The following is an 18,990-nucleotide window of genomic DNA, read 5'->3' as shown; positions in this document are numbered from 1 at the left end:
CTCCCCGTTCATTTCAAACAAAACGCTACATATTTACCTTTCTCTTGCCAAAACCAATAATTTGTAGGATTTTTAGGGTAATCCCACTAAAATAGAAATATATTAACTTGTTACTATATACAACCGTTGGCAACAAGTTGAAGAATGAAGAATAAACTTAAAAAATTATGGAAAAAATTTGCCAGAACAATTCCTTTGATTCTGACTATTATTGTTTTCATTATACTCTTTTGGACTTTGACTTATAAACTTTGCAATACGGAAAATTTTTCCGAAATATTAGCAGAAAATCGGACTGATATACTGACAATTAGTGGACTAATAGCAGGTTTAATAATTGCCTATCTAACCGCCAAAGTTCTTCAAATCAGACAAGAGAAAATTGCGCGACTTCCAGAATTAACAGAACAAACTCAAAAACTACATAAATGTAGAAGTGTAATCGACAAATTAATCCATTCACGTATTTGGCCAGATGGCGTAAGACACTTGATAGATAAAAAATACAAAGGTTTGACACATTTTGACGTTCGAGAGATTGTATTTGTTGATTCAAATCCAACAGAGCAGGCGAAGGAATTTATTAATGATAAAGAATACAGTGGTCTCGCTTGTTTGTATTTAGAACTTAAATCATTCAAATTTGACCAATATCCATTTGACCATACTTTATTTACAGAGTTTGATGTTCCCTTGTATTATAGCTCTGATATAGTTCAAAAATGGATTGATTATGATTGTGGGAATGGTCTATGGTATTACTTCGACCACAAATATGCTGTTTATAAAGACAGTATGAATATGGAAGATATTTATATTGGATACAAAGAAGAAATGAAAGACAATTGCCTACGAATTGACCAAGAACGTTATAAAGATTTAGATTTTGGACCTGAATTACTTGCTAAACTTGGAACTCAATTAACTGAAGATATTTTACCAAAATTAGTTAGAATTCAAAGGTATATGGATGCAGAACTTCCGAGGATTACTAAATACTTATTTGTGATTGCAGGATTACTAATTGTTTTTGGAGTTTCAATGCCTTTAATAAATAATGTGTATGCTATTTCACCAATTTTGGATATCATTTCAATAAGTGTTGTAGTTGCTACGAGTTTTTACTTGTTAGTATCATTTTACGGATTTATGAAAAGAGAAATAAGAATATAAAAACCTGTTGCCAACAAAAAATATAGTGCATTTGGCAGATAGTGCTAAAAATGAAGATAGAATTTATTAAGAAACTTAATAGTAATTTGAAAGTTAAGAACATTGTAATGCCAAACGCACGATATTCAAAACGTTGGCACCAATAAGAAAAAACTGAATGGATTTAAAGGATTATGTAAAGACGTTCAACTTCTCATATGATAATTTGAAATCTAAATGTGAAGAAGATTTCAACTCTCTTTATGAGCTAGAAAAAGAATGGCTTGGAAACTTAGAAGACAAAGTTCATTTGCTCAAAAATGTAAAACATCAAGCTGAACTGAATGCTGTAATCGGAAAACTAAAAGCAGATGATCCCTTCACTAAAGATGACACCAAAATTCTTTCAACATTTGTTAGTAAGGTTAACACAATCGTCAGAATTGCCAATCGTATTAATAACTTTAAAGAAGAAACAAAATTAGATGATGGTTCAAAATTAGAGTTATACATTTTTTTTAACTCAGTAAAGAATTCCACCGACCTAAACAGTTTCAATTACCCTTTAAACTCTAATCTTAACAACTTTTTACCTCACATCTATTCAGTAATTAAACACTGTCAAAACCCAAGTGAGTATCCAATTTATTACAAGTATTGGAAAAATATCATCCGTGAGGTCTTATCTAAAAATGATGATTACGATTCAATATGTGAGTTTTATAGAACCTTTCCAGAAATAAATCGACACTTAAATTTTGCAACATACTTAGGTACAATCGGAATCCAAATTGCTAAAAACATCAATTCTAGCGGTATAAGGTTAACATCCGATTCAAAGGAATATAAGTACTTGACAAAAGATGTAATCAATATTGAACGCTACAATTCTATTTTAGATGAAAACCTAAATTCATCACACCAATATTTTTTAGTTGGTGCTTATTGGGATGGATCCAATCCATCTGACCAAACAGAGCGTTTTTTACAAAATGGTATCTGGGAAAATGGCTATGATGATAAATTTATTGAAGAAGTCAAAAAGGTTCCTGTTGGCGGTAGAATTGCGATAAAAGCAGCATTCACAAGAGAAAAGACTAAATCTGTTATGGCGATTAAAGCCAGAGGCATAGTTTCCAAAAATTATGATAACGGTAAAAAGCTAGAGGTTAATTGGGAAAAGAACTTCAGTCCATTTGAAGTAGATTTTTCTGGTGGATACTGGGCGACAATAAAAGAGGTCACAAATGAAGAACATGTAAAAGAAATTTGGTTTCCAAATGAGAAAACTGAATCTAAAATTCATGCAGAAGTCATCTATAATTATTTAAATAATTCTCTGAGCCACCGAAAAATTCAATCTGAGGTTTTAGGAGAAGAGGCACCTGCTAGAGGAGGCGGATTTTTAGCAATGGAAATTTTGCATAGCTATGAAATTCAAGGCGATAAAAAAGGGATTCTCAAGAAGACCCCATTTAATATAGAATATCAAAGTGCAACTGGTAAGTATTTAGAAGCTCTTGACTTATTGAAAAGAAATTATCCTGAATTTGATATCAGCACTGAAAATAATTACAACATGACATTTCCTTTAAATACCATTTTGTATGGTCCTCCAGGAACTGGAAAAACATACAATACAGTCCTAAGGGCAGCAGAGATTATTGAGAATCGCAAAATAGATTCTTATGATGAAGCTCTTGGGATTTTCAAAGCCAATCTTCACGGTCAAATTGAATTTATCACCTTTCATCAGAACTACAGCTATGAAGACTTCATTCAAGGTCTGAGGCCAGATACAGAAAACGATAAAGAATTAACATTTGAAAGAAAGGATGGAGTTTTTAAAGTCATTGCAGATAGAGCACTAAAAAACATTATCGCTTCCGAACAACCACCTATCGCAAAAAAGACATTCGAAGAAACATTCAACGAATTTGTTAATCCACTAGTCGAAGGTGAAGTAGAAGAGATTGAAGTAAAAATGAAGAAAGTCTCTTACTTCATTACCGCAATCACTAACAAATCAATAGAATTTAGAAAAACTAGTGGTGGTACTGGACATACATTAAGTATTTCAACTTTAAGAAAAATGTATGATGCTGAATCAGTCCTAGATATTCAAGGTCTCTCATCCTACTACTCTCCACTTTTAGATGAACTCCTAAAGATTGGAAAAGACTCATCTGGTAAAAAGGAAATTATACAAAGAAAAAACTATGTCATCATTATTGACGAAATAAATCGTGCCAATATTTCTAGAGTTTTCGGAGAACTTATCACATTAATTGAGCCAGACAAACGCTCACATGGCAAAATCCCAATGGAAGCAAAGTTACCTTCTGGCGATACTTTTATAGTTCCATCAAACTTATACATCATTGGAACCATGAATACTGCTGATAAATCTATTGCTCTGCTTGACATAGCCTTAAGAAGAAGATTCGAGTTTGAACCAATGTATCCAAAATACTCAGAGAATGGTTTGAATGTAAATGATGAAGCTGTTTTAAAATCCATTAACGAATCTATTATTTCAGATAAAGGGCATGACTTCCAGATTGGTCACTCCTATTTTATGGATTCAAAAGAAGATCCTTATGATTTCGAAAGAAGAATGAATGTGAAAGTCATTCCTCTGTTATTGGAATACTTCATGAATGACGCAAAAACAGTTGCACAAATAGTTTCCAAAGCTTTATCTAATACCGAATATAATATTGATGAAAAGTCTTGGCCTTTAAGAATTACTGAGAAGAATGATTAACCTTTTTGAATATCAAAACAAAGTAGATATTCAAGCTTCATTCGATGGCTTGGAAGGATTTCTTGATGAAATCTGGAATAGTCGGGAAAAGAATTCCTATTATTCTGAAAATGGAAACGACAAAATTGAATCTCAAAGATTTCTGCAATTCATCCACAAAACGAATAGTTTAAAATCGAACAAATATGTTGGTGTAATCCATTATGCAGGGAAAAAGATTAATCTATTACCTAAAATTTTTTATAACCAAGAAAAGGAGTACTCAGAAAATGAAATAAACCAGATTCAGAACCATATACTTTGGTGGTTAAGCTATTGTCGTAAAATAAAATTTCCCAACTATCAAGCCTCTCTTAGCAGCTCAAAGAGTGACTTTTTTGAAATCTTAATTTACCTATTCTCAAAATATACTCGTGAGCTTCTTAATTCATCAATCTATCAGCAGTATGAAGAAGTAAATCGTGAATTATCTTTTATAAAAGGTCGTCTAAACACAAATGAATACATCCACCAAAATCTTAGTACAGGTAAATGGCACAAACTAAATTGTACTTATGATGCATTCGTTTTTGACAATGAATTCAACCGCATAATAAAGTATGTAACTACTCTACTCTTCAATGTTTCATCAAATCAGGATAACAAAAAGAATCTACGAGAAATCCTTTTCATATTAGATGAAGTGTCTGATGAAAGGGCAACTGCTGAACAATGTTCTAAAATTTCATTCAACCCAATGTTTGGAGAGTTTGAAACCGTCCGTGATTATTGTCAATTGTTTCTAACTAACTGCATTTCTTTTGATTATAAGAACGACTTGAAGCTATTCGCATTCTTACTGCCTATGGAGTATGTTTTTGAAGATTTTATTTTCGGGTTTATCGATAAGGAACTTGAAACAGTTATGGCTAAGTCTCAAAGAAGTGATACATACTTGGATGAGGACAAAACCTTCAATTTAAAACCAGATTTATGGCTCAAAACTGATTATAAATCCCTGATTGCGGATACTAAATATAAGATTGTGTATTCAGATGATAAAGACCCCAAAAAAGGGATTTCGCAGAAAGACCTTTATCAAATGCTCGCTTATGCTGTTAGATTTGAAGTTGATGAAATCATATTGTTTTACCCAAACACTTTAAAGCAAGATCAAGAAGAACAAACTGAATTAACTATAAAAGATGCATTAGCCGCTGGTAAAGAAATTTCAATTAAAGCGTTTCAACTCCCTATAATAAATCGGGATTTACTTGAATCAGAATTAAAGACTAAAACTGATTTAGCTGAGTTATTTGAATCGACAAAAGAAGGTTTGAAAAATAAATTAGAAAAAATACTGGTGCCAACAATGTATATAGCGCGTTAAAACGCGCCATATACGGGACCGTAGCCACTAGCAAAAAAAACAATGCGAATAGCTTTAATCATATTGATAGTAATACACGGAATTATCCATTTATTTGGATTTTTCAAGGCATTTGGGATATCTGAATTTAATGCGATTTCACAACCAATTTCAAAGATCTACGGAATATTTTGGTTCTTGACATTTCTACTTTTTGCTATTACAATCATTTTAATACTTATTCATTCGGACTATTGGTGGTTAAGCGGTTTTTTGGCCGTAATTATTTCGCAGGTGTTGATTTTTAATTATTGGTCTGACGCAAAATTTGGTACGGTAGCAAACGTCATTATTCTATTGCCGACAATTATTGGATATTCAAGTTTCAACTTTAAAAATAAAATCAAAAGCGAAAGAATAAGTCTATTTGAAAATTCGCAACTCAAAACTCAAGAGATTATTACCGAAAAATCATTGGTTTATTTACCACCAATTGTTCAAAAATGGCTGACTAATAGCGGAATAATCGAAAAGAAATTGATTTCTAATGTGCATTTAGTTCAAGAGCTACAGCTCAAAATGAAACCCGAACAAAAAAGTTGGAACAATGGTATGGCAGAACAATATTTTACCATTCAACCGCCAGCGTTCAATTGGAATATTTATACTGAAATGAATCCAATATTGAGTGTAGTAGGTAGAGACAAATTTGAAGATGGTAAAGGCGAAATGATAATTAAACTTCTTTCACTTATTCCAGTTGCAAATGCAAAGAACGACGAAAAGGTAAACCAAGCAACATTGCAACGATATTTGGCTGAAATCGTTTGGTTTCCTTCGGCATCTTTAAGTCAATATATAAAATGGGAGACTATAGACGACTATTCTGCCAGAGCAACAATGGAATATAAAGGCACCAAAGGTTCAGGGGAATTCCATTTTGATAAAGACGGAAATTTTAAAAAATTCGTAGCAATGCGCTTTCAGGATTCAAACGCAATCAAACCTACTAAATGGACAGTGATTGCAATAAGAACAGAAGAACGAAATGAAATTAAAATACCTATTGAATGTGAAGCAAGTTGGGAATTGGAAAACGGTAAGTGGACTTGGTTAAAATTAAAAATAACGGACATTCAATACAACGTGAAAGAAATGCCAGTGGCTAACACAGATAACCGTTTCACAGGCCACTGACCCCGCCTGTACCTAACCGTACGTTCGGGTGGGTTCTTAAAATAGTTTTGTGCACTTTTCGCACACTCAAGCGAGTTCATACAAGTATGTTTTAATAACCCCTTTTCCGCTTATTTCGGGTATCGACACCAATTCATTCACTTCCTTAACCTTTAATCGAAAGGGTGGTGCCAACAAATCCACACCGCTCTGCTTTTTGAGTCGGATGCTCTGTCCGGAGATTATATCAATGTTGGGTTCAAAGTCACCTTCGGGTAGGTGTTCCGTTACTAGTACGTACGTGTAGTTTGATAGTTTTTTGACTATCGCCTTTATTTCCTCATTGGAAAGGTGTTGCAAAACCTGCCGAAGGATGATGCAGTCGGCTTTGGGAAGGTTATCCTTGGCAATGTCCAAACAGTGAAAGCTCACATGCTCCAATGCATTGTTCTTTTTATGCCATCCGATGAGGTCCTCCACAATATCTACGGCAATATATTCCCGGGAGTACGGTACAAGTCGTTTACCAATAGTAAAATCCCCACATCCCAAATCACAAACCGTTAATGGGGGATGGAAGGAACCTAAAAAATGGGTAACCGCTTTCAGATACGGTTCCACCATTGCTGGATCGTGCGACCCATCACCACTGTAAAATTCGCCCGGATTCCCGCCCCAAAGGTTTTGCTCGTAAATCTGCTCCATCACGGCTTTGGTGGGCCATGGTTTTTTAGGTTTTTTGGTGGGCATGGGAGGTTGGTTGTTAGATTTCGAGTGAGTTAGTGAGACAGTGAATTAGTTGTTTTTAAGTCTAACGTCTCAAATCTAACGTCTTAGATCTAACTTTTCATTTTTCATTTTCCGCTAAACGCTAAACGCTAAACGCTAAAAGCCAAAAACTAACAGCTATTCACTTTTAGTTTTTCAATTTTCACTCTTCACTCTTCACTCTTAATTCTGCACTCTTCACTCTGCATTCAAAACAACGTACCCGTCCTTCATCACAAATACAGGTTCGCGCATCGCTTTAATGTCTTTTAAAGGATTTCCTTTGACCGCGATGATATCGGCTAAAAAGCCTTCCGTTAGGTTTCCCAATTGGTCTAGATGGAACATTTTGGCGTTTCCGCTTGTAGCCGAAATCAATACGTCCAAGGGTTTCATGCCATACACTACCATCAACTCCATTTCCCTGTAATTTTCCCCATGGGTAAACACACCTACATCTCCACCAAATACGATCTGTACGCCCGATTCAAGGGCTAGCTTAAATGATTTTTTCTTGTTGGTAATGCGCCGCGGTTCTGCATCAGTTCCCTTTTTCCACCCTTGATATTGGGTAATGGCATCCCCCGCGGCCAACGTTGGGCACAAGCCGATACCTTTTTCCTTCATCATGTTGAAAATTTCAAGTGTGCCGCCGTCTCCATGCTCAATGGTTTCCACGCCTCCCAAAATGGCCCTTTTCATACCTTCGGGCGTGCTCGCATGGGCTACCACATATTTTCCCGCACTTTTGGCGGTTTCTACCATGGCATCGATTTCTTTCTGTAAAAAGGTAGGTTGGGAATCCGCTCCGGGCGTCCAGCGGTAATCGGCATAGATTTTAATCAGGTCGGCCCCATTCCCCATCTGTGTGCGTACGGTCCGTATGGCTTCTTCTTTTCCGCTTACGGTTTCCGCTCCCAAGGGAACGGTGACCCCATCGTGAAAACCTTTTGGACCATAGGCACCCGTGGCGACAATTGCAGGACCTGCGACCAATAATCGGGGTCCGGGGATGATGCCTTGCTCAATGGTCTTTTTCAAATAGACATCCGTATACCCGGCACCCTCGGCGCCCAGATCGCGCATGGTAGTTATTCCTGCCATCAGGGAGTTTTTGGCATGTACGGTGCCGCGGATGGCCCTCTCCACGGGCGATTCCTTTAATACCTGGTCGTTCCAGTCGGTTTCGTTGTACGGATGTAACAACAAGTGGGAATGTCCCTCGATGATACCTGGCATCAAGGTGGTGCCGTGTAGGTCTATTTCCGTTGTTGCTTTCGGGAATGTATGTCCTTCAAGATTGCCCGAATACGTTATTTTATTACCTTCCACCAATACCACCCAATTTTCATGCATTTCGGTTCCATCAAATACACGGTCAGGTTTCAATAAGGTTTGGGCTTGTATTTGGACCGATATGCCTAGACATAACAACAGGGCCACCAGTGTAAGTCTCCCTAAGTTTAAATCGATAATCAATTTCATGTGTTTATTTTATTGTTTTTCAACGGTTACATGTAACATCCATATAATCATTTCGATATATGTCCGAAATTCTGACATGGATGTTTCATTGTAGTAATTTGTTTAAATCTTCTTGGCTATAGCTGTTTCCATTCTTTAGCACCATAAAAATATCCTGGGTATTTTGGATGTTTTCCAAGGGATTTTGATTGAGGATGACAATATCCGCCTTTTTTCCGGTTTTCAAACTGCCGTAGTCGGATTCCTTCTTTAGAAATTTGGCCCCATTATAGGCCGAAGCCTTTAGGGCATCCAATGGAGATATTCCCGCGTCTACCATGACTTCCATTTCCTTGTGAAGGGATATTCCGGGATAGGTATAGCTATTAAAGGCCCCACTGTCTGAACCCGCCAGTAAGGAAACGTCGTTTTGGTTTAGGGTCAATGCCAATTTTTTGAAAAAGGTGTCCAGTTCCTTTCTGTCCTGTATCGCCTTTTCCGATGCATTTTGCGCCCTTTGGATACGCCCTTCATAAGTTTTTTGAATTCCAGGGGACATATATTTCAAATATGCGTCCTCACTATGGTCCACCTCGTCCAAGTAACTCAGGGTATGTCCAATATGAAGTGTTGGCACCACAAACACATTTTTTTGTTTTAGGTGCTCAAATGTTTGCTTGGCCACTGAGTCATTGTAAGTGGATTGCAGTATGGGCATGGCATCCCAAAAACTTATCTTGTTGTCTTGAAGTTGTTGGGTAATGGCGGCCTCCTCCGTGGAGCAACCTTTCATGATGTAGTAGAGATGTTCCACGGCGTCGATTCCTGCATCTATGGTGGATTCCAACGTAGCGGTAAAGGGCATGTGCCCCGAGGTAATCAATCCTCTTTTTTCCGCAGCCCGAATCGTATTGAGGTAGTTTTCTCCAGAAATCTTACTGTCATAGATTTTGACAAAATCCGTTGGGATGGCTTGCAGCGAATCCAAGGCCTTGTTGATATCCTCTTGATTTTCAACTTCGAGGGAACCTGCCCAAGTGGCCCCGGGACCGTCTATTTTTGGTCCCGAGGTAAAAATGGTCGGTCCAATCATACCATCATTTTCAATAGTCATTTTCCATTGCATGACGGCCGTGGTCAGATCGCCGCCAGCATCTCGCACCGTGGTGATTCCATTGGCGATGAAGAGTCCTAAAAAACGTTTGTTGGCCTCAATTAGGGAGTCGCCCCCACGAAAATGTACGTGGTTGTCCCAAAATCCGGGTAAAATGAATTTTCCTGTGGCGTCTACCACATTTTTCGCAGTAGAGTTTTCATAGATCTCATCATACGCTACTTTGGCAATGCGCCCATCGGAAATATAAATATCACCAACAACGACTGAGCCATCTTCCAGGTTAAGGATATTCCCACCCTTTAAAAGGGTATCATAGGAAACCCTTATATCTGCTTCACAGTTTATCAACAGCAAAAACAACATTCCGATACCTAGTAAGGATAAACTGTATCTCATCAGATATAAAATAAAATGAATACGGAAGGTAAAAAGAATTAGCGATTCAGTACTTGCCTGATCATGATAAATATAAATATCATGATGGAATAGCCTATGAAAAATGGAATGATATACTGCTGCCAACCCAACGTAAACATAAGACCGATGAGCAATAGTTGAAAGCCCAATCCAAATGAGGAAACCGCAGTCATAAACCAATTTGGAAAGACTTTGCCTTTGGCGGCATTTTTATCCAATCTGTAGATGATGGAATCAAAAGTACCATAGCACAAAGAATATATCTTGAACATAGAGTTTACCGTTTTCTGTCTCTCCCCTTTAAGTGCATTGGGACTTTTATTTTCAAAAACCCGACTCGTAGTATCCCCATTGTGTCTGTTCCGTAGAATCACATAGTAGTAATTGTAGAGGGTGCCCTGTAATTGCAGACACATAAAGGATATTGCCGTAAGCAGTAAAGAACCATCGGTAATGTACCAGATAGCCAAGAATAGAATCAGGTTTAAGACAATATCAGATATTGAATCTAAATACCTTCCCGTATGTGAAGGTGTATTTTTGGCCCTCGCCAATTCTCCATCGGCTGCATCTAAAATTGATTTTAAAATCAAAAACAGAAACGCCAATCCGTAATATTCATTAAGTAGCAATACTATGGCGGTTAAACCACTTACAAAGAATGCAACCGTAATATGGATAGGGGTGAGGGAGGTTGTTTTTATTACTTGGACCAGTTGGAAGGCAACTGCTCTTCCGTAATCCGATAGATCGAAAAAACGGTATTCTTCGGGTAATTTGGACATTTTACTGATAATTGCTTGAAATTACAATAACGGGAACACGCTAGCTTGTCATACCAAACAACTACTAGGCAAAAATAGGGCTTTATTCAGTTCCATTGGTAATACAAGTGCTTATATGACAAAAGGAGATGGTTTTACCTTCCATCTCCGTTTCTATATTTAATATTTTCGTGGCAATGCTGTATTATTTCGCTGATGCGCTTTTGTCTTGTTTCTTCCCTTTTGGCCTGGTTTAGCCAATAAAGATAACTCTTGCGTTGTCCCCTGGTGAAGTTTTGAAAATTTTCGAAAGCCTTTTCGTTAGCTTCGAATGCTGCCTGTAAATCATCGGGTAGGATTCCGGCCTCCACGTCGTCCAAAGAAGACCAAGAGCCGTTCTCCTTGGCTATTTTTACTGCCTCCAGGCCGGCTTCGTGCATAAGCCCATTAGACTTTAAATCGTTGATATAGTCCTTATTCACTTTGCTCCAAACGCTTTTCGGTTTCCTTGGGCAAAAATATTGTTTGCGTTTGCCGTTGCCCAGACTTTTTACCGTACTATCTATCCATCCATAGCACAAGGCTACTTTAACGGCCTCTTCCCAGCGCATACTGTCGTTCTCGTGTTCTACTTTGTAAAAGATCAAATGGATACCCTCATAATGGGTATGGTTACTATGTAGCCATTCCCTAAATTCCGTATCATTTTTAAAATAGAGTTCCGGTATTTTTGGCATATCGGCTTTTTTCCGTGTTAAATTCTACGTAAAATACAATTTTAGCTGACAAACAATTGGTTTCTATGCTATCTAATTCTATTTTTGAAGCTATATTAAACCGACAAACATCAAAATTTACGTATGAAAAAAGTTTTCAATGCGCTGCTCTTGGGCTTTGCGCTTATTATTGTCTCATGTGGTGGCAATAAACGTGACGGGGAACCCAAGGTATTGGTTTTCTCTAAAACAGCAGCGTTTAAACACGCATCTATTCCTGCGGGCATCGCCGCCTTACAAAAACTTGGTCAGGAGAACGGCTTTGTAGTGGATACCACCAAAAATGCCGAAATGTTCACGGATGAAAATCTGCAGAATTATTCGGCCGTTGTTTTCTTGAGTACCACAGGAAATGTCTTGGACCAATTTCAGGAAGCTGCCTTTGAACGCTACATTCAAGCAGGTGGAGGGTACGTGGGAATACATGCCGCTGCCGATACCGAATATGATTGGGGCTGGTACAACGATTTGGCCGGAGCCCAGTTTTTAAGCCATCCTAGGGGTACGCCAAACGCGGACTTCATAATAAAGGACAAGAACTTCATTGCTACGAAATTTTTTACGGACAGCGTTTGGAATAGGGACGACGAATTGTACAATTATAAAAAGATAAATCCAGATGTGAACGTCTTGATGACCTTGGATGAATCCACGTACGAAGGTGGTGCCAACGGTGATTTTCACCCCATTGCCTGGTACCATGATTTTGACGGTGGCCGTGCCTTTTATACCGGAGGCGGACATACAGACGAAAGCTATTCTGAAGATCTATTCTTGAAGCATGTATTGGGAGGAATCAAATACGCTATTGGTGATAACGAACTCTTGGACTATTCCAAGGTTACCACCCAAATACCTCCGGACAATGACCGTTTCTCCAAAGTGGTTCTTTCCGAAGGACAGTTTTTTGAACCCACCGAAATGGCCGTCTTACCTAACAATGACGTTTTAATCGCACAACGTAGGGGAGAGGTAGTTTTGTTCAATAATGAGACTCAGGAACTCAAGGAAGTTGCCAAGTTGGATGTATATTTTAAAACATTGGAAACGCCTGGCGTAAATGCCGAAGAAGGGTTAATGGGATTGCAGAAAGATCCTGATTATGCGAACAACCATTGGATTTATTTGTACTATGCTCCAACGGGCGATAAATGGGTAAATCGCTTATCCCGATTCAAATATATGGATGGAAATTTCGACCTAGCTTCGGAGCAGATTATTTTGGAAGTGGATTCCCAACGGGAAATTTGCTGTCACACTGGTGGTTCCATTGCCTTTGGACCGGATAATCTCTTATATCTATCAACTGGGGACAACTCTACGCCGTTTAATGAAAGAGGGGAAAAATATGTAAACAATGGTTTTGCACCCTTGAACGACACGCCCGGCCACGAACAGTTCGATGCTAGAAGGAGTTCAGGAAACACAAACGATCTTAGGGGTAAAATTTTGAGAATCAAGGTGAACGAGGATGGAAGTTATGATATTCCAGAAGGAAATTTGTTCCCTGTAGGTACTGAAAAAACCCGACCAGAAATTTATACCATGGGACACAGAAACCCTTATAGAATTTCAGTCGATGTAAAAAGAGGGTATGTTTATTGGGGCGACGTTGGCCCAGATGCCCGCGCCGATAGTTTGGAAACCAGAGGTCCTAGGGGCTATGATGAAATGAACCAGGCACGCAAACCAGGAAACTTTGGATGGCCAATGTTCATTGGTGACAATTATGCCTACCATGAATACAATTATGAAACTGGAGAGTCAGGAGAAGCTTTTGACCCTGAAAAGCCAATGAATACGTCTAGGAACAATACGGGTTTGACTGAGTTGCCACCCGCAACCCCGGCCTACGTGTACTATCCCTATGTTGAATCCAGTGATTTCCCACAGACGGGAACTGGAGGTAGAAATGCCATGGCGGGACCTACCTATTATTCAGATTTGTATCCTGGGGACGAAAAATTACCTAGCTATTATGACGGTAAGGTATTGATCTATGACTGGATGCGTGGTTGGATGTTTGCCGTTCACTTGAAAGAGGATGGAAGTTTTAACCGAATGGAACCTTTTGCCCCAGAGGTAAAACTGAACAATCTTATCGATATGGAGATGGGACCCAATGGAAGGGTATATCTCTTGGAATATGGTAGTGGTTGGTTCTCCCAAAATGCCAATTCCGGATTGGCCTATATTGAATACAATGGTGGAAACAGGCCTCCGGTAATCGATAATATGATTGTGGAGACCACATCGGGTCAGACACCCTTGGCTATCACCGCAACAGTGGAGGCCCATGACAGAGAGAATGATAGTGTTTCCTACACTTGGGATTTTGGTAACGGAGAAACCAAGAAAACTACAGAACCTACGGTAAGTTATTCCTATGCAGATGCAGGATCGTATAATTTGAACGTTACGGTGACCGACGAAAAGGGTGAAGCTACCATAAGTTCAAGCACCAATATAGTTGCCGGAAATTCAAGACCTGAAATTACCATCAATTTAAAAGGTGGGACCCCTGCCTTTTATCTTGCTGGTCAGAAAATCGATTATGAAGTAAACGTTAGCGATCCGGACGGTAGCCCCATTGATCAGAGCAATATTTTCGTGAGCGTCGATTATTTGGAAGGAATGGACAGGGTAGCCATGAATCTCGGTCATCAACAGGTATCTGCAGCGGTAACCGGAAAGGCTCTGGCACAATCCATGGATTGCAAGACGTGCCATAAAGAAGCCGAAGCATCCATAGGACCCAATTATATGGATGTTGCCCAAAAATATAAGGATAGAAGGGATGCCTTGGAATATTTACAGTCTAGGATCAAAACCGGAGGTAGCGGTGTATGGGGCGAAGTAACCATGCCTGCACATCCAAATATTACCTCAGACGAAACAAGACAGATCGGACTATACATCCTTTCTTTGGTAGGGGACAAAGAGGAAGAAAAATCATTGCCTACAAATGGTACCATTACGGCAGAAGCCTCAGCGCCCGGAAATATGTTGGTCTTGACGGCCAGTTATACCGATGGTGGCGCCGAAGGAACCATTCCATTAACCGGCTCCAAGGCGGTGGCCATTCCCAGTAGCACCATATTACTGACGGAAGATTTGAAAACAAGCAATATGCAGGCCATGAAATTTGGTGGTATGGATTTGATGTTGTTGAACAGTGCGTCCGGATGGTTGGAATTAAAGGATTCCTCTTTAAAAGGTGTGAATGCCCTAGTACTTAATGCTGGTTGGCAAAGTCCCCCTAATTTGAGTTTTACCTTCCAGATCCGTGAGAACACCCCAGATGGTCCTGTTGTTGGTGAAGGAACCATGCCTGCACAGACGGGAGGACAGGGCACACAGGTGAGCGTACCAATTACCGGAACCGTTTCCGGCAATGGACCTTATTATGTAACCTACAAGGCCGAAGAAGGCAAGGAACTATCCATGGTCGCCTTGACGGGAGCCATGTTCAGGTAAAAGATAATCATTTAGTACAGGAAAAAGCCCGCAATGAAGCGGGCTTTTTTATTTTATGGTTACTAAAAGAATTCTGGAAGCTTTAGTTTATTTTTTGACAAATGAGATTACCAATCTCCATTAAGGATGAAATCTCTTCCTCGGTAAAATCATAGGAAACAGGTTTGGCAATACCAATGGTGCCATACAATTTTCCTTGGTGGATCAATGGGGCCGCAAGGGAACCTTCCACTTTGGTTTCCTTGGCTGCCGGTCTCGCAACGCCGGATGCATCGGTCTGTAGATTGCACATCTCTACGGGCTTCATCCGTTCCGCGGCTATACCCGCCATACCTTTGCCTATGGGAATTTCGGACACCTTCGGCATCAAAAAATCGGGAATGCCTTTTTGAGCCTGTAATTCCAAAATAGAAGTGTTCTGCCTTAAAAAGTGCAACGTTCCGGTGGAACAATCAAAATGGCTGATCGTCTCTTCCAAAACGTTTTGCCAATCGATGGGATTTTTTTCAAGAAGTATCGATATTTTTTCAGGGATGCTATTCATTTTGATCAATAGGTATTTAAAACAATGATTTGCTATTTCCTCTAACGACGGGCAATTTAAGGATATTGTCAGTTTGGGGAATATGATATTTGTCAGCTACCCCTGAAATAATCTTAGGCCTTTTATTTATACTTTTTTAACGTTCACGTAGAAGTTTGGGTCCACTTGTATATCTTTCCCTTTAAGTGATTTTGACTGCCACGCTGTGGTAGGGGTAATCCAAACGGTCTTTCCGGCCATCTCAACCTTTAAGGGCATTTTAAACCCATCGATGACATTGGTAAATCGGTATTTTAGCTTGCCGTTCTGGATTTCATATTCAAAAACAGGGATATTGGCCGTTCTGAGATACTGTTCAAAGAATGGTTCAAAATCACCTTCGACTTGATCATCCAGATACTTTTCAATCTGTTTGGTTGTTACCGTTTGATGATAGAATTCCTCATTAAGTCCGCGTAGGGTGGCCCGCCACTTTTCATCATCGTCCATGATTTGCCTGAACGTATGTAGGATGTTGGCTCCCTTGTTGTACATATCGCCAGACCCGGCTTTATTAACGTTGTAGGGCCCAATTAAAGGTCGGTCGTTTCGGATATTCTTTCGTATGCCCAGTAAATATTCCGCTGCCGCTTCTTTACCATAATAATATTCAATGAAAAGGCTTTCGGAATACATCGTAAATCCTTCGTGTACCCACATATCGGCAATATCCTTGTAGGTAATATTATTGGCGAACCATTCATGTCCGGCCTCATGGATGATGATATAATCGAACTTTAATCCCCATCCGGTGCCTGAAAGATCTCGACCTAAATAGCCATTCCCATACTGATTGCCATAGGTAACGGAACTTTGGTGTTCCATACCCAAATAAGGGACTTCCACGAGTTTAAAGGAGTCCTCGTAAAAAGGATAGGGGCCGAACCAATGCTCAAAGGCTTCCATCATTTTGGGGGCCTGTTTGAACTGCTCCTTGGCTTTTTCCAGATTGTCCCGTAAAACGTAGTAATCCATGTCCAGCATGCCCTTTTCACCATCATAGGTTTCCCCAAAATGCACGTAATCCCCAATGTTCACATTGACCCCATAATTGTTAATGGGGCTGGATACGAACCAATGATAGGTATTGGTTTCTTCGTCCACTTTTCGTAACCGACCATTGGAAACGTTCATGAGCCCTTTAGGGGCCTGTACGCTGATCAACATACTGTCTACCTCGTCGTACATATGGTCCTTATTGGGCCACCAGACACTGGCGCCCAGACCCTGACAGGAGGTGGCCACAAAATCCTTCCCATTTTCATCTTTTTTCCATGAAAAGCCACCGTCCCAAGGGGCGCGCACCGCTTCTTTGGGATGCCCGGAATAATGCACTACAATTTCGTTAAATTCTCCCACATTTTGAGTTTTCTCGAGTGTAACAAAATGGGCATTTCCACTGCTTTCGAAAGACAGGTTTTTTCCATCTTGTGTAATTTTTTCGATAACCAAAGGTGGCTGGAGATCTACTTGTAGCACTTGATTTTTATCGAGCACCTTATAGCGGATGGTATTCGTACCGGAAATAAATTTTTCATCGGGATCTACGGAAATATCCAAATGATAGTAAGTAAGGTCCCACCAGGCCCTTTCCGGGGTAATGCTGCCTCTAAGGGTATCCTGTTCCGTAAAGGTTTGGGAGATGCCAAGACTGTAAGTCAAGAAGGCAACATACAACACTATGTTTTTCATCTGTTTATTTTTATTGCTTTTAATAGGTCAGATGCAATTCGCCAGTAACCAGCTCAATAGGTATCAAGACTTGTTATAGCTCATTTCATATCTAGTAAATATGCTTTTTGAGTAGACCTGTCAGGTTTTTAAAAGCAGACAGGTTTGAAAATTACCTAAAAATTCCATTGGGAAACACGACCGGACTTTCAAATCCGTTTGCACCCACAGCTGAAACGCCAAAAAAGTAATTATCGATGACGATGCCTTCTAGGGTGAACTCCGTGACATCCCCTACGTATCGGCTATTATCCCAAGTAGGGGAAGTGGTATCCCTCCAATAAATTTTATACCCTTTGGCCCCATCCACCTTGCTCCATTGAAATTTCGCCGATGGTTCTACGATCCCCCCAATCTTAACTTCTTTAGGGGCCGGTGGTGCCCATGCCAGGGAAGCCAAATTGATTGCGTTTACCGCGGTGAGTTTGGCCGCGTACTCGAAATTCACGTGTTCCAATACATCCCCATAGGCGATGCCGTCATCTACCCGAATATCCTGATGTTGTTGGGTGTAGTTTTCATGCGCCTCCATAATCCGGATTCCTGCAAAACCGGCGTCATTAAAGGGCCTATGATGCCCACCCCGCCCGAAACGGTCCAAACGATAGATCATCATGGGATTCATTTCTGGCATGTAGGTTTTTACGGTTTTGTGTACGTAGCGTGCCAATTGTCTCGAGATACCATCTACTTCCCCTCCGTAGAATCTTCTGGCGCGTCTTTGTTCCTCGGTTTCATTGGGAGGAACAGGTTCGGAAAAGATTCGGAAATCGGTATTGCTGACAATGCCATCTACCCCTTTGATGTTACCGATCATATCGTTATTAAAAATCCCGATAATCTCCCAGCCTTGGTCCTTGGCATATTGGGCCACACCGCCACCACCGAACAACCCCTGTTCCTCCCCGGAAAGCCCCATGTAGATGATGCTATTTTCAAAGGTATACTTAGAAAGTACCCGCGCAGCTTCCAAGGTTCCGGCCATACCACTGGCATTGTCGTTGGCCCCGGGGGAATCGTCCGTAAAATTGGTTGGGTCGCTTACGCGCGAATCGATATCCCCGCTCATAATGATATATCTGTTGGGATATTTGGTGCCTTTTTGAATGGCCAGGACATTAACTACCTCCACATCGTGGACAATACGTTGATTGGCCCCTTTTTTGACTAAATCCTTCTGGTAAAAGACATTCAAACAGCCATTACAGGCCTGGGAAGTTTTTTCAAATTCCGATTTGATCCACCGCCTCGCGGCCCCAATACCACGGGTTCGGGAAACGGTATCGCTCAGGGTATGCCGAGTGCCAAAATTGGCCAGTTTGGTAACATCGTTTTCTATACGTTCTGCAGAGACGGCATCGATGATATCATAAATTCGTTGGTCCGTCTGGGCCGTTAAAGTTAGCGAAATTGTCAAAAGACCTAGAAGTAGCAATTTTTTCATTTTTGG

General features: G+C 40.0%; 13 protein-coding genes. 5 read left to right on the top strand and 8 right to left on the bottom strand.

Annotated elements, in window-relative coordinates; translation table 11 throughout:
- The first annotated feature begins 144 nt into the window (after positions 1-144).
- The 4 genes from PP181_RS12355 to PP181_RS12340 all read left to right on the top strand — a co-directional run bounded on the left by PP181_RS12355 (position 145) and on the right by PP181_RS12340 (position 6,464).
- Complete coding sequence (locus tag PP181_RS12355; RefSeq protein ID WP_272637343.1) at positions 145-1,173, top strand: hypothetical protein; 1,029 nt, start codon at positions 145-147, stop codon at positions 1,171-1,173.
- 157 nt (positions 1,174-1,330) lie between these two features.
- Positions 1,331-3,919, top strand: coding sequence for an McrB family protein (locus PP181_RS12350; protein ID WP_272637342.1), 2,589 nt, complete (start codon positions 1,331-1,333; stop codon positions 3,917-3,919).
- Positions 3,912-5,288: an McrC family protein gene (locus PP181_RS12345; RefSeq protein WP_272637341.1), complete on the top strand. Its 1,377-nt coding sequence runs from the start codon at positions 3,912-3,914 to the stop codon at positions 5,286-5,288. The genes PP181_RS12350 and PP181_RS12345 overlap by 8 nt, the downstream gene beginning before the upstream one ends.
- A gap of 42 nt (positions 5,289-5,330) precedes the next feature.
- A complete protein-coding gene (locus PP181_RS12340; protein ID WP_272637340.1) occupies positions 5,331-6,464 on the top strand; it encodes a DUF6920 family protein in 1,134 nt (377 codons plus the stop codon).
- Between the two features lie 66 nt (positions 6,465-6,530).
- Here PP181_RS12340 and PP181_RS12335 read toward each other — a convergent pair whose 3' ends face one another.
- The 5 genes from PP181_RS12335 to PP181_RS12315 form a co-directional block, all read right to left on the bottom strand.
- Positions 6,531-7,193 (bottom strand): class I SAM-dependent methyltransferase, encoded by a 663-nt coding sequence (locus PP181_RS12335; protein ID WP_272637339.1) that lies wholly within the window; start codon positions 7,191-7,193, stop codon positions 6,531-6,533.
- Positions 7,194-7,409: 216 nt separating this feature from the next.
- The gene (locus PP181_RS12330) at positions 7,410-8,696 is read right to left on the bottom strand and encodes a metal-dependent hydrolase family protein (RefSeq protein ID WP_272637338.1); all 1,287 of its coding nucleotides are present in this window, start codon (positions 8,694-8,696) and stop codon (positions 7,410-7,412) included.
- An 85-nt stretch (positions 8,697-8,781) separates the two neighbouring features.
- Positions 8,782-10,188 (bottom strand): amidohydrolase family protein, encoded by a 1,407-nt coding sequence (locus PP181_RS12325; RefSeq protein ID WP_272637337.1) that lies wholly within the window; start codon positions 10,186-10,188, stop codon positions 8,782-8,784.
- Positions 10,189-10,226: 38 nt separating this feature from the next.
- On the bottom strand, positions 10,227-10,994 hold the full coding sequence (locus tag PP181_RS12320; protein WP_272637336.1) for a CDP-alcohol phosphatidyltransferase family protein: 768 nt from the start codon (positions 10,992-10,994) through the stop codon (positions 10,227-10,229).
- Between the two features lie 134 nt (positions 10,995-11,128).
- Positions 11,129-11,710 (bottom strand): YdeI/OmpD-associated family protein, encoded by a 582-nt coding sequence (locus PP181_RS12315; protein WP_154918896.1) that lies wholly within the window; start codon positions 11,708-11,710, stop codon positions 11,129-11,131.
- 123 nt (positions 11,711-11,833) lie between these two features.
- Between PP181_RS12315 and PP181_RS12310 the strand changes: the two genes are divergently transcribed.
- On the top strand, positions 11,834-15,226 hold the full coding sequence (locus PP181_RS12310; RefSeq protein WP_272637335.1) for a ThuA domain-containing protein: 3,393 nt from the start codon (positions 11,834-11,836) through the stop codon (positions 15,224-15,226).
- An 82-nt stretch (positions 15,227-15,308) separates the two neighbouring features.
- Here PP181_RS12310 and PP181_RS12305 read toward each other — a convergent pair whose 3' ends face one another.
- The 3 genes from PP181_RS12305 to PP181_RS12295 form a co-directional block, all read right to left on the bottom strand.
- Positions 15,309-15,770 carry a GAF domain-containing protein gene (locus PP181_RS12305; RefSeq protein ID WP_272637334.1) on the bottom strand — a complete coding sequence of 154 codons (462 nt, stop codon included), beginning with the start codon at positions 15,768-15,770 and terminating at the stop codon, positions 15,309-15,311.
- Positions 15,771-15,896: 126 nt separating this feature from the next.
- Entirely contained in the window at positions 15,897-17,501 is a 1,605-nt protein-coding gene (locus tag PP181_RS12300; protein WP_272637333.1) for a M1 family metallopeptidase, read from the bottom strand.
- Between the two features lie 151 nt (positions 17,502-17,652).
- A complete protein-coding gene (locus PP181_RS12295) occupies positions 17,653-18,984 on the bottom strand; it encodes a M28 family peptidase (RefSeq protein WP_272637332.1) in 1,332 nt (443 codons plus the stop codon).
- Positions 18,985-18,990 lie beyond the last annotated feature (6 nt).

This window comes from Maribacter sp. PR66 (assembly GCF_028464205.1).
GTDB lineage: Bacteria > Bacteroidota > Bacteroidia > Flavobacteriales > Flavobacteriaceae > Maribacter > Maribacter flavus.
The sequence above is the reverse complement of the archived record's forward strand: the minus strand, read 5'-3'. Positions and strand labels throughout refer to the sequence as shown.

What these genes read in the sequence shown, in the direction of transcription:
- PP181_RS12295 (WP_272637332.1), bottom strand. Translation starts at nt 18,984, where the DNA reads ATGAAAAAATTGCTACTTCTAGGTCTTTTGACAATTTCGCTAACTTTA.
- PP181_RS12320 (WP_272637336.1), bottom strand. Translation starts at nt 10,994, where the DNA reads ATGTCCAAATTACCCGAAGAATACCGTTTTTTCGATCTATCGGATTAC.
- PP181_RS12300 (WP_272637333.1), bottom strand. Translation starts at nt 17,501, where the DNA reads ATGAAAAACATAGTGTTGTATGTTGCCTTCTTGACTTACAGTCTTGGC.
- PP181_RS12355 (WP_272637343.1), top strand. Translation starts at nt 145, where the DNA reads ATGAAGAATAAACTTAAAAAATTATGGAAAAAATTTGCCAGAACAATT.
- PP181_RS12325 (WP_272637337.1), bottom strand. Translation starts at nt 10,188, where the DNA reads ATGAGATACAGTTTATCCTTACTAGGTATCGGAATGTTGTTTTTGCTG.
- PP181_RS12315 (WP_154918896.1), bottom strand. Translation starts at nt 11,710, where the DNA reads ATGCCAAAAATACCGGAACTCTATTTTAAAAATGATACGGAATTTAGG.
- PP181_RS12335 (WP_272637339.1), bottom strand. Translation starts at nt 7,193, where the DNA reads ATGCCCACCAAAAAACCTAAAAAACCATGGCCCACCAAAGCCGTGATG.
- PP181_RS12340 (WP_272637340.1), top strand. Translation starts at nt 5,331, where the DNA reads ATGCGAATAGCTTTAATCATATTGATAGTAATACACGGAATTATCCAT.
- PP181_RS12305 (WP_272637334.1), bottom strand. Translation starts at nt 15,770, where the DNA reads ATGAATAGCATCCCTGAAAAAATATCGATACTTCTTGAAAAAAATCCC.
- PP181_RS12310 (WP_272637335.1), top strand. Translation starts at nt 11,834, where the DNA reads ATGAAAAAAGTTTTCAATGCGCTGCTCTTGGGCTTTGCGCTTATTATT.
- PP181_RS12330 (WP_272637338.1), bottom strand. Translation starts at nt 8,696, where the DNA reads ATGAAATTGATTATCGATTTAAACTTAGGGAGACTTACACTGGTGGCC.
- PP181_RS12350 (WP_272637342.1), top strand. Translation starts at nt 1,331, where the DNA reads ATGGATTTAAAGGATTATGTAAAGACGTTCAACTTCTCATATGATAAT.
- PP181_RS12345 (WP_272637341.1), top strand. Translation starts at nt 3,912, where the DNA reads ATGATTAACCTTTTTGAATATCAAAACAAAGTAGATATTCAAGCTTCA.